Origin of the sequence: Chamaesiphon sp. VAR_48_metabat_403 (genome assembly GCF_031422475.1) — a bacterium.
Classification (GTDB): Bacteria; Cyanobacteriota; Cyanobacteriia; order Cyanobacteriales; family Chamaesiphonaceae; genus Chamaesiphon.
Map to the genome: position 1 here is coordinate 1 of NZ_JANPLS010000012.1, position 11,661 is coordinate 11,661.

At 44.5% G+C, this 11,661-nt stretch carries 9 protein-coding genes; 4 read left to right on the forward strand and 5 right to left on the reverse strand.

The window, feature by feature from the left end; translation table 11 throughout:
- Positions 1-82: 82 nt before the first annotated feature.
- From RMO79_RS00575 to RMO79_RS00585, 3 genes are read right to left on the reverse strand one after another with little or no spacing between them, the layout of a single operon-like run.
- Positions 83-1,615, reverse strand: coding sequence for an NAD(P)/FAD-dependent oxidoreductase (locus RMO79_RS00575; RefSeq protein WP_310481098.1), 1,533 nt, complete (start codon positions 1,613-1,615; stop codon positions 83-85).
- Between the two features lie 17 nt (positions 1,616-1,632).
- Complete coding sequence (locus RMO79_RS00580) at positions 1,633-1,842, reverse strand: hypothetical protein (RefSeq protein ID WP_310481099.1); 210 nt, start codon at positions 1,840-1,842, stop codon at positions 1,633-1,635.
- Between the two features lie 41 nt (positions 1,843-1,883).
- Positions 1,884-2,372 carry an Hsp20/alpha crystallin family protein gene (locus RMO79_RS00585; RefSeq protein WP_310481100.1) on the reverse strand — a complete coding sequence of 163 codons (489 nt, stop codon included), beginning with the start codon at positions 2,370-2,372 and terminating at the stop codon, positions 1,884-1,886.
- Between the two features lie 259 nt (positions 2,373-2,631).
- Here RMO79_RS00585 and RMO79_RS00590 point away from each other — a divergent pair, with 259 nt between their 5' ends.
- Positions 2,632-4,608: a response regulator gene (locus RMO79_RS00590; protein ID WP_310481101.1), complete on the forward strand. Its 1,977-nt coding sequence runs from the start codon at positions 2,632-2,634 to the stop codon at positions 4,606-4,608.
- A gap of 86 nt (positions 4,609-4,694) precedes the next feature.
- A complete protein-coding gene (locus RMO79_RS00595) occupies positions 4,695-5,297 on the forward strand; it encodes a Uma2 family endonuclease (RefSeq protein ID WP_310481102.1) in 603 nt (200 codons plus the stop codon).
- A 127-nt stretch (positions 5,298-5,424) separates the two neighbouring features.
- Here the strand turns inward: RMO79_RS00595 and RMO79_RS00600 are convergent, their stop codons facing one another.
- The gene (locus RMO79_RS00600; protein ID WP_310481103.1) at positions 5,425-5,598 is read right to left on the reverse strand and encodes a hypothetical protein; all 174 of its coding nucleotides are present in this window, start codon (positions 5,596-5,598) and stop codon (positions 5,425-5,427) included.
- Positions 5,599-5,623: 25 nt separating this feature from the next.
- Here RMO79_RS00600 and RMO79_RS00605 point away from each other — a divergent pair, with 25 nt between their 5' ends.
- A complete protein-coding gene (locus tag RMO79_RS00605) occupies positions 5,624-9,421 on the forward strand; it encodes a PAS domain S-box protein (RefSeq protein WP_310481104.1) in 3,798 nt (1,265 codons plus the stop codon).
- A 147-nt stretch (positions 9,422-9,568) separates the two neighbouring features.
- Here the strand turns inward: RMO79_RS00605 and RMO79_RS00610 are convergent, their stop codons facing one another.
- Positions 9,569-9,979, reverse strand: coding sequence for a MarR family transcriptional regulator (locus tag RMO79_RS00610; protein ID WP_310481105.1), 411 nt, complete (start codon positions 9,977-9,979; stop codon positions 9,569-9,571).
- A gap of 604 nt (positions 9,980-10,583) precedes the next feature.
- On the opposite strand from RMO79_RS00610, the gene RMO79_RS00615 reads away from it, so the two are divergent.
- Positions 10,584-11,549, forward strand: a complete 966-nt coding sequence (locus tag RMO79_RS00615; RefSeq protein WP_310481106.1) for an NAD-dependent epimerase/dehydratase family protein — start codon at positions 10,584-10,586, stop codon at positions 11,547-11,549.
- Positions 11,550-11,661: the final 112 nt, after the last annotated feature.

The following is an 11,661-nucleotide window of genomic DNA, read 5'->3' on the forward strand; positions in this document are numbered from 1 at the left end:
AATTCTAATACGCCATTTTCTAGAATTAAATTACAATCCGAACGATTGGGATGGACATTTTGATTGAGAGTCCGAAAATCCTTTAATTTAAAATGAGATCTCCTGATAATCGTTGATATAACAGCGCACCAGTCCAAAAAGTCGGCGCGAAACCAGGATAACCAGATGAGGCATTACAGAAGTAAAAGTTTTTGAGAGATGTTTCGTGATTTAGTCGATCGAGTCCCATATTTTGGGGTGTTAAACTAGAACCATAAGAGTTGCCTTCTGGACAGTAGCAAAAGTGTTCGTTAGTAGTTGGACTACCAGTAATTTTGAAGACTAAATAACTACGAAAGTTAGGAATATAATCTCGTTCTATAATATCAAGGATGGATTCTAAGATTTCTGCTTTTTTGTGTCGATAGGCTTTGGGAGCGTGTTGTTTTAATTGGTTGAAATACTCATAGTTAGCTACTGTCAAAAATTCGATAATTTGGCAGTCAGGAGGACAGTCACCACCATAGTTAGTTAATAAGGTGGGGGTGGTAATCGCAAAACTAGGATTGCTATAGTCATGCTCGTTGTACATCCGATCGAATGCCACATTTAGATCTAGATCGCCACTGTGAAATGTATTTGACTTGCCAAAGCCATAGTCTCGCAAGTCAATCCCCTGGACGACACAATAAGCCATAAAATTAGATGGCGAATAGTCATAATTTAACTTGCGCTGGATCGATTTCGAGAATTTTTCGATGCCAATTTTGGCAGCAGCTTGTTTCGGATCGATATTACAGATAACTGTATCTGCAAGACATTCGTGAGTTTCATGAGTGAGTAAATCGATTGCCTTTGCGCCTGTTACAGTATTGTCCACGATCGAGAAGTCTGTCACTTTTTGGTTTAGTAATACCTCACCGCCAGCTTGAGTAATGACATCAACTAGAGCATTAATCACTCGATCGAAATGTTGAGTGGGATAAAAAGCTCCCTCTTGATAACCTGTAAATAAAATTACCCAAGCATAGAAAGATAATCGCTCTGGCGGTAATAAGAAATCTGGCCATTGCAAGGCGAGTAATGTTTGAGCAGCTTGAGGTAATTTGAACTTATCAAACGCATCTTGAAGCGTACTATTGAGGTATTGCAGCGCACGATAGACTTCGCCGAGATGTCCTAATAATTCTAATGGTTGAATCGGTGGTGATAGATAGCGTAATCCAGCGCGAACCGCATGAATTTCCTTTACAAACTGTTGACAATTTTCGGCAGCTTCAGGAAATAGAGCTACTAATCGCCGGACTAATTCGGCACTATCGCTGGGAATATCGAGCTGATAATCGGGCATTCGCATTCGATCGAATCCATCTGGATCGAACCGATTAAAAGTAATAGTTCGATCGAACCCAAGTTTTTTCAGCACCCGATTTACCGTATGTCCCTCACCACAATCCCACACATAATGCAACTGAGCATTAAAAGTATATTTTTTCGACATTGTAAAGCTGTGCCCAAATCCACCAGGATGTTCGTGAGCTTCCAGCACTCGTACTGTCTTACCAGCCTTAGCCATCAATGCGCCAAAGACTAATGCTGATAAACCACTTCCTACGATTAAATAGTCTGTTTTCATGATATCGATCGATTAGGTTATGTATGACTTTGTTTCCATTGAGACATCAACCGCAAATCCCAGATACTCAATCCGGCTGCGACGATCGCGCCCAACCACGATCCCCAGATTGGGACAGTAACAGCCCCAACTTGAACTGGCAGATTAGTCACTAATCGAAACACATGCAAGAGTGCAATTAAAGCAAAAATAGTTGCTGAAATTAGCAGGAATTTTTGTTCGCTCATGGCTAAATACTCCTAAATTTATGCAAGTTAGAAAATATAAGCTAAATAGATGTTTTCACTGGTTCAGGCAGCACAGATGGTTGCTCGGCAGCCGCTAGTGAGACTTTTACCAAATGGGGCAAAGCGGGAGTAGCCTTGAGCATGGTTAAAGTCAGCAAACCCGATACCATATCTGCTTTCACCTGTTCTCGATTAATTGTGGCAGGTAGGGGAATTACCCGTTTAAATTGACCGTAATGAAATTCAGATCGGAATACGCCCTTTTCATTTGTCTTTATTTCTTCTTGATGTTCTCCAGATAGAAAAACAGCATTTTCGCTCACTTGAATATCTAATTCTTCTGGTTTAATTCCTGGCAGTTGAGCTTTGAGTAGCAGCTCTGTCTCAGTTTCTTGTAATTCGATCGCTGGAGTCCAGGGAGTTTCCCCCACTTTAGCAAACATGCCTAAATGTGGTTGCTCGTGGGCAAGATCGTCAAATAATTTGTCCATTTGTTGGCGTAAATTATTAAATTCTTTAATTAATGACATACCTATTGCTCTCTTTATCAATGCTACTCCCTTCCCAGTGAAGGATTAGACATCTAGTGAATAGTGAATTGCAAATTGCAAATGTCTATTTCTTGGGTGGGAAGGGAGTAGGTTTACTGTCGTAAATATTATCTATCCGCTGTCCATATCTATAAAGTAGATCGATAAGTTGAGGAACTTGTGAAGAAATTGGTGGATTACGCGACTAGAGCTGACAAATCTGTGTCACGATCGATAGTAGTGTTCGGGAAATGAGCCGATGAGAATTCTGGTAGTTGAGGACGATCCGGGGATTGCGTTCCTGCTTGAGACTATTTTGGCAACCCATAAATATGCTGTGGATGTGGCAACAGATGGGCAAGCAGGCTTAGATCTCAGCGATGCTTATGAATATGATGCGATTTTGCTAGATGTCACCCTGCCAAAGAAAGATGGGATTAGTGTCTGTCGGGAGATTCGTGCCAAAGGTAATATCGTTCCGATCTTACTGCTCACCTCCCTCGATTCTGCTGCCGATCGCACCAGAGGTTTGGATGCTGGGGCTGATGATTATTTGGGCAAGCCATTCGATCGGGATGAACTACTGGCTAGACTCAGAGCAATATTGCGCCGCAGTCATGCACCGACAGCACCAATTTTAAGTTGGGGTAGTTTACAGCTCGATCCTGTCAGTACTAATGTTACTTTTGGCGATCGATTAGTCCCCGTTACGCCCAAAGAATATGCCTTATTAGAGCTATTTCTGCGCAACAGCAAGCGCGTATTTAGCTGTAATGCTATTCTCGACCATTTGTGGTCTTTCGATACGCCTGGGGAAGAGGTAATCCGCACTCATATTAAAGGTTTGCGCCATAAACTCAAGCAAGTGGGGGCAGCCGCCGATTTTATTGAAACGGTATACGGCATTGGTTATCGACTCAAACCCATCGAGTCATCTGGGGCAGCATTGCTAACTGATACGTGGGAGAAATTCAAGGGGCAAGTTCACGAGCAAGTCGCGATCTTGGAGCAACTAGCGGTGAGATTTTTCAACCGAGATCTTCAGTCCGATTGGCAGACAATCGGTAAAAATATCGCCCACTCACTTACTGGCTCGTTGGGGACATTTGGCTTTTCCCTGAGTTCGGAATTGGCTCGCCAAATTGAGAAATTACTTGACAGTAATCGAGATTTAACTCCAGCACAAGGGCAATTATTACTCTCACTCGTCACCGCCTTGCGCGAAGAACTCGATCGACCGATTGTTACGACAGATTTGCACAGTTTTGCACCGGATCTAACAACAGATATTCTGTTAGTATCGGCAGATAAAGATCTCAATCATGAAATCCAATCGATGGCCATCGATTTTCGTTCCGAAAGGCTACGCCAACACGGTTGGAATGTTCAAATTGTACCGACGATCGCGGCTGCCAGATCCCAACTCCAGCGAGAGCGTACCCGCAGTATTTTACTAACTGAGGCGGCGATCGAGCAGACAGCAGCAGTTTTAGGCTTATTAGTTGATATCAATAAACAGGTGCCATTAGTCCCAGTAATTGCCCTCACCAATCCCGATCTGTTAGATCCAGTAGTAGAGCATTTGGGAAATTGGACTAGTGTTTGCCCCACTAAAATTGCGGATCTAATGGCAGAGATCGAGCGGGCGATCGCTGAGGCGGAATCAACTCAAATTCATGTATTAGTAGTTGACGACGATCTGAAGATTCTGGCGATTTTACGCGCATTACTATTGCCCTGGGGCTTTAAAATTACTACTCTAGCCGATTCTCAAAAATTCTGGAAGATCTTGCCAATGTGCAAACCAGATTTATTAATTTTAGATGTTGAAATGCCGATCGTGAGTGGTTTAGATTTATGTAAGTCAATTCGCGATCGAGCCGAGTATGCTAATTTACCAATTATCTTTCTGACTGCCCACACCGAACCAACATTAATTCAACAAGTTTTTGCGATCGGGGCTGATGATTTTGTGACCAAACCAGTGATCGGACCAGAAATTATTGCGCGAATTACTAATTTAATGGAGCGTCAACAAGTCCAAAGATTAAAAGCTGCCCAATGGCAACGAATCGATGCCGAGCGCGTAAAGTTAGCAACTAAGGCGAAAATTCAAGCAGCATTGATGGCGATTAATGCTGCTGTGTCAGCAGATAATCCGCTCCATTCTCGGCAAAGTCGTCCGATCTTAGATCAGGTCGATATATTATGCCAATTACTGCTCGATTCTGATTAGAACCGAATATTCAATATAATAGGAGAATATCTGCCTATACGTTATAAAGTGGAGCGTTCAGCCTTGCTGTACCGGAGATAATTGACATGACAACATTATTAATCCAAACCGATAATACACCCATAACGGTTAACTTTCCGGCGATCGTTACAATGACGCAAGCGCAATTCTATGAATTTTGCCAAGCCAATCAAGAACTACGGATCGAGCGCACCGCCCAAGGAGAAGTTATTGTTATGCCACCTGCTTTTTCAGATACAGGCAACCGCAATTTTAACATTGCCGCACAGCTTGGGGTCTGGACAGAGCACAATGGAACGGGGATTGGCTTCGACTCTAGTGCAGGTTTTACCCTTCCCAATGGAGCTACCCGCTCTCCTGATGCTTCCTGGATTAAATTAGAACGTTGGAATGCTCTGACAGCAGCAGAACAAGCGTCCTTTGCACCAATTTGTCCAGATTTTGCCATTGAGTTAAGATCTGCTAGCGATACCCTGACATCGCTACAAACAAAAATGCAGGAATACATTGACAACGGTGTATCGTTGGGCTGGTTAATCGACCGTAAAAATTGCCAGGTTTATATCTATCGTCCAGATCGATCGCCTGAAGTTTTAGATCGACCAGAATTTGTCACGGGCGATCCAGAATTACCTGGATTTGTGTTAAGAATGGAAAAAATTTGGTAACTTGAATCCGTTGGCGTAGCCTTTCCCTTAGAAGAATCGAAACTAATTTAGAATAAAGCCGAGGCTGTCGATTGGTGAGAATACACAACATGATGACGTTCTTCAAATTAGCGATCGTCAACTATTTCTACCGAAACCGATCTGGTGCATCGATCGTTACTGTCAACCTTTTGACAGAAACCACTTGTCTCCAAAAAAGATTACGATCGGATTCGATCGATCGCCGATCTAAATTGTCATTAGGGACGTGCAATTTAATAATGGCAAAGCAGATTGAAATTGTGTCGAGCTTGCTTTGCATAGAAATTCGACTAAGCTTAGTATAGATGAAAGTAATTTATTTGAGAGCTTGCATGTCAAATACTGCTAGTTTGTTACAGAATTTACCAAGCTTGGCATCGATCGTCGATTGTCAGCCATTGACGGTAAATCCTGACATGCTACTCATAGAAGTTATTTCGTTGATGAGTCGGGCGAAAGGACGTAACTGTCTGTTGCCAGCCGAGCTTGCACCCGGATCGGCTATTCCAGAAGCGCAATCTCTAAGCGGGCAGATTACCTCACATCAGAGTGCGGTATTAGTTTTAGCCAACGATCGATTAGTTGGCATCTTTACCGAACGCGATTTAGTGAAGCTCACCGCCAGTCAACGTAGTCTCCACAGCGTGAAAGTAGGGGAGGTGATGACTACCGAGCTGCAAACCTTAGTACTCTCAGATCGCCATACGGTGATGAGTGCGTTGACGATCTTTCAACAGTATCAGATTCGCCATTTGCCGATCCTCAACGATCTCCAGCAACTCATCGGTATCGTCACGCCAGAACATATCCGCCAGATTCTGCAACCAGTCAATCTGTTGAAATTTCGCTCCGTCGCTGAGGGGATGACGAGTGATGTAGTTTGTGCATTCCCCACGACGACGATCCTACAGATCGCCCAAATGATGACCGAGCGGGACATCAGTTCGATCGTCATTGTGGACAGTCAACAACCATTACAACCAGTCGGAATTATTACCGAACAGGATATCGTCCAGTTTCAGACACTCGAACTCGATCTAGATCGGTTATTAGCCCAGACGGTAATGAGTAGTCCGCTGTTTTATTTGCAGTCAAAAGATTCGCTGTGGGCAGCGCAACAGATTATGCAAACCAGAAATATTCGGCGAGTGGTAGTTACGAACGAGCGAGGCGAATTGGAGGGCATCCTTACCCAGTCGAATCTTTTGCAATTACTCGATCCGTTGGAAATGCTGTACATGATGGAGAGTTTGCAATCGCAACTGCTCGCTCGCGCTACAGAATTAGAGCAGACTAATCAAGAATTACAGGCAGAAGTAGCCAGAAGAGAACAGGTGGAAGCTCAGTTACGCCGAGCCTCTCAAACTTTGGCAGAACGAGTGGCGATCGAAACCGATCGATCGGCATTACTCACCGAAGAACTTCATGTCAAATTTGCCGAACAGCAATCTTGTGATATCGCTTTAGAAGCCAGTCAGCAGGGAATTTCTGACTTCATCGATAATGCTCTAATTGGGATGCACTGGGTGGATATCGAGGGTAATATTGTCTGGGTAAATCAAGCTGAATTAAATATGTTTGGATACGATCGATCTGAATATGTCGGTCAACCATTAATCAATTTTCATGTCGATCGAGCCAAAATCGCCGACCTATTGAGACGGGTTTCACATGATGAATCGGTTAAAAATTGTGAAACTCAAGTCTATCGAAAGGATGGCTCGGTTTGTGATATCTCGATCGATGCTCATGCCTTTTTTAAGGATGAAAAATTTGTCCATACCCGTTGCTTTACCAGAGATATTACCGAACGGCAAGCCGCGCTACGCGAACGCAAACAGGCTGAAATTACGACACTAGAGACTTTGGATTCGCTCCAATTTCAGAAATATGCGCTCGATCGATCGGCCATTGTTGCTGCAACCGATCTACATGGCACGATTATTTCTGTCAACGACAAATTTTGTGAAATATCTCAATATTCATCAGATGAGTTAATCGGTAAAACCCACCGAGTTATCAATTCTGGCTACCATCCGCCTGAATTTTTCCAAGATCTATGGGCAGTAATTACTAGTGGACGAGTCTGGAGTGGTGAAATTAAAAATCGTGCTAAGGATGGTAGTTATTACTGGGTAGCGACGACGATCGTCCCCTGTTTAGACAATCGCGGACAACCGTTTCAATATCTATCGATTCGGTTTGATATCACCAGTCGCAAACAGATTGAGACAGAACTCCAAGCAAGTAGATCCCGCTATCGCGCACTCGTAACATCGGCTCCTGTCGGCATCTTTCAAACCGATGTTGAGGGCAAGTGTCTATTTATCAATCAGCAATGTTTAGAACTAATCGGATCGACCCTAGCTGAAGCTCTGGGAGAAGGTTGGGCAAACACGCTTCATCCTGACGATCGAGCATCGATTTATTCTCAGTGGCATACTGCCGTGCAAAATCGGCAGGAATTCGCCTCGGAGCATCGATTTGTAACTCCCCAAGGAAGTGTAAACTGGGTCTTTGTCAAGGCAATCGGCATCTATGATGAGTCGGGAACTGTGAGTGGTTATATCGGCACGATGATGGATATCACGGAGCGCAGAGCCGCAGAACAAAAAATCCAAGAGCAAGCTGCCTTGCTAAATATCGCGACAGATGCGATTATCGTGCGAGATTTGGACGATCGGATTCAATTCTGGAACAGAGGCGCGGAGTCTATTTATGGATGGACAGCTGCAGAAGCAGTGGGGCACAAGACAATGGAACTGTTTTATACAGACATCCTACCAGAAGTCACGATCGCCGCTCAGACAGTGCGGCAACAGGGCGCGTGGCAAGGTGAATTACACAAGCGAACTAAAAGTGGGAAGGAAGTAATCGCCGAAAGTCGGTGGACGTTGGTGCGCGATGAGGCGGGGAATCCCCGCTCGATTCTCAGTGTCGATACCGACATCACTGAGAAAAAACAATTAGAGCAGCAGTTTCTCCGCGCTCAACGGCTAGAGAGTTTGGGTAGTCTCGCTAGTGGTATCGCCCACGATTTGAATAATGTCCTTACGCCGATTGTCGGTGTGGCGCAGCTTTTACCGATGACGCTGCCCAATTTGGACGATCGCAATCGCCGACTATTGAATATGCTAGTCGAAAGTTCCAAACGCGGGAGTGGTTTAGTCAAGCAAATTCTCACTTTTGCGCGGGGGCTGGATGGAGAGCGCACGACAATCCAAGCGCGGCATATTCTGACAGAACTGATTAGTGTGGCGCGACAAACTTTCCCTAAGTCCATTGAAATTCAAGTTAACAACGCTAGCGAAGATCTGTGGCTGGTAAATGTCGATGCGACACAGATTCATCAAGTGCTGATGAATCTATTTGTCAATGCGCGGGATGCGATGCCCGATGGCGGCAGCCTGACGGCGAGTTCGGAGAACATCATCATCGATGCCGATTCTGTCCAGATCCAGTCACCAGCGGGAGCTTATATCCTAATTAGTATTACCGATACAGGCATGGGGATGACTGGTGAAACACTCGATCGGATCTTCGAGCCGTTTTTTACTACCAAAGATACGGGGACGGGATTGGGACTATCGACAGTCCAGGGTATCGTCAAAGCGCATGGAGGCGCGATCGAGGTAGAGAGCCAGATCGGGCGCGGCACTTGTTTTAAAATCTATCTGCCCGCGATTTATAGTAAAGAAGCCGAATCTTCAGCCGCAGCAGCGGATTTAGATGATGGCAAGGGGCAGTTGGCATTAGTTGTCGATGATGAGGTCACAATTCGGGAAATTGTCAAAGAATCTCTAGAGACATACAATTACCGCGTGATGCTAGCTAGCGACGGGATCGAAGCGATCGATATTTATGCCCAAAACCATCGGAGTATTGCCATCGTCCTCATCGATATGATGATGCCCCATCTGGATACTCGATCGACAATTCTGGCTTTACAACAGATTAACCCCCAAGTTCAAATTGTGGTGATGAGCGGTTCTGTTCTCAATTTAGAATCAATGGTTGAGAGACAACAAGTGAGTGCATTTCTCACCAAACCATTTACCACCGCAAACATGCTCCAAACATTAGAAAGTATTCAAGCTGAATAATTATCTGCTTTTATTCCCTAGTATTTTTGTCATTAATTGCCAGATTAGCTGTTGTTATAAAATCATTTTTTGCAAGACTATCCGAACCATTTCTTCCATATAAATAACCTCTTATGTAATTACTAGGAATATAGTCAACTCAATCCGTTATACTTCATTGTCGATCCCCACTGTATCGCGGCGATCGTCTAACCAATTTTTTAAGCGAAACAGAGATTTATGCAACGTCTCAATCTCCTCTGAACTCCATTCAGCAAAGATAAGCTGGGCATCTGGTTCGAGGCGATCGATCGCCTGCTGGTGTGCGGCTAGACCTGCGGGTGTAATTGAGTGAAATTTAACTCGCTTATCTTCCTGACTGACTTGGAACTCTAAATAGCCCTTTTCCAATAAATGCTGCACCGTTTTAGTCATGGCAGGTTGATTTGCCTGAAATGCTGCGGCAAGCTGGGTGATGGTGTAACGCTGCTGTGGATCGCGGCTAAAGTGGTTCAGCATGGAGAACTGCGGCAATGGCAAATTCCGCTCATTCATCAAGCGATCGAATCGTGTGGTCATTAACTGGTTTGACACCCCGATCCAAATCAAAATTTGTCTGAGCTTTTCGGGATCGTGACAATTCATAACTTTTTAGCGATCGACAAATCTTACAAATCTTGACAGGGCAAAGAATCCACCTGTCTAGCATATCCCAATCGCACCAATATTTCCACGAGATAGAAATAAGACATCCTTGACAACATTCCCGATCGTGTTAATATATTCTCAGGAATGTTTATAGAGCTGTATGATATCCCCTCAAAAATCTTTGTATGCGATTGCTGGCTGGTTGCTAGTTGCTGAAAGTCTGCTCATTGGTATCAGTAAGCATTTTACAACTGTGGTTTTTGGCGATGGGGATCGTACTAGTAACGAAAGCTGCCAAAGTCGATCGCCATCTCGCTGCCAAGTACTAATTAGTCTATAAATATGTCCATCGAACAAGCTATCTACGAACTGAATTGAGCCAACGAACTCCGCGAGTTTTGCGATCGCTACCTGGCTAAAGCCGCCGCGCTCGAACTCGAAAAGCTAGCCATTACTCTCAGTGGCGATTTGTCCGAATAACTACTATTACCTGCCGTGTCAATAGCCAGACAGGACGCGGTTTATACCCAATTTTATGATGACTAGGGACGATAGATTGCATGTTGTTTTAGGCGCGAGTGGTGGTCTAGGGAGTGCTGTGGTGTGGCAACTAGTTCGGCAAGGCAAGCGGATTCGTGCTGTTTCTCGCTCTGCTGATAGATTCGATCTAGGACATCGAATTGAGGTTGTGCGGGGAGATATTACCGCTCCTACCCAGATGAGAAAAATCTGCCAGGGGGCATCGGTAATTTACCACTGTGCCAATGCGCCCTATCCTGAGTGGACGACTGCCCTGCCGCCGATGATGGATGGGGTAATTTTGGGTGCGGAGACTTCGGGGGCAAAAGTAGTGTATGGAGATAATCTCTATATGTACGGTCGGGTTTCAGGACTAATTACACCAGATTTACCGGATCGAGCTACGGGGAAAAAGGGGTTGGTGCGATCGAAAATAGCAGCGCAACTAATGGCAGCACATCGATCGGGTCGAATTCAAGCCACGATCGGTCGAGCGTCTGATTTTTTCGGTCCTGGGGTCTTAAATTCGATGATGGGTGAAGTGGTGTTTCAAGCATTGGTAGAAGGGAAAACCCTGAATCTGATTGGCAAGCTCGATGTACCCCATACTTATACGTTTATTGAAGATTTTGCTAAAGGTTTAGTAACGCTGGGAGAGCGAGAAGAAGCTTTGGGTGAAATCTGGCATATTCCTAGTGCCGAAACTCTAACTACTCGACAGTTTCTCGATCTGATTTTTGCCGAGGCACGATACACCCCTAAATTACGGATTGCTTCCCCATTAATGTTGAATTTTCTGGGATTGTTTAACCCGATACTGCGCGAAATCAAAGAAATTAGTTACGAATTTGAACAGCCTTTTATCGTCGATTGTCAGAAGTATGAGCGAGTATTTGGCAGCGATCCAACTCCACACCGTGAGGCAATCCGTAGAACGATATCCTGGTTTTACGATCGTCATACCAAGGACATAATATATTAAGATTCAGACTGTTTTGGTGTCGATCGATAGATTAAAAAATGAGTGTAATTCCGGCTCTCTCGTAGTTAAGGTTATAATTTAAACTTATTAAAGCAATCGGAGCGAAGCGGAG

Excerpts from the sequence above, each read along its gene's own strand:
- RMO79_RS00575 (WP_310481098.1), bottom strand. The coding sequence starts at position 1,615 with ATGAAAACAGACTATTTAATCGTAGGAAGTGGTTTATCAGCATTAGTC.
- RMO79_RS00580 (WP_310481099.1), bottom strand. The coding sequence starts at position 1,842 with ATGAGCGAACAAAAATTCCTGCTAATTTCAGCAACTATTTTTGCTTTA.
- RMO79_RS00585 (WP_310481100.1), bottom strand. The coding sequence starts at position 2,372 with ATGTCATTAATTAAAGAATTTAATAATTTACGCCAACAAATGGACAAA.
- RMO79_RS00590 (WP_310481101.1), top strand. The coding sequence starts at position 2,632 with ATGAGAATTCTGGTAGTTGAGGACGATCCGGGGATTGCGTTCCTGCTT.
- RMO79_RS00595 (WP_310481102.1), top strand. The coding sequence starts at position 4,695 with ATGACAACATTATTAATCCAAACCGATAATACACCCATAACGGTTAAC.
- RMO79_RS00600 (WP_310481103.1), bottom strand. The coding sequence starts at position 5,598 with ATGCAAAGCAAGCTCGACACAATTTCAATCTGCTTTGCCATTATTAAA.
- RMO79_RS00605 (WP_310481104.1), top strand. The coding sequence starts at position 5,624 with ATGAAAGTAATTTATTTGAGAGCTTGCATGTCAAATACTGCTAGTTTG.
- RMO79_RS00610 (WP_310481105.1), bottom strand. The coding sequence starts at position 9,979 with ATGACCACACGATTCGATCGCTTGATGAATGAGCGGAATTTGCCATTG.
- RMO79_RS00615 (WP_310481106.1), top strand. The coding sequence starts at position 10,584 with ATGATGACTAGGGACGATAGATTGCATGTTGTTTTAGGCGCGAGTGGT.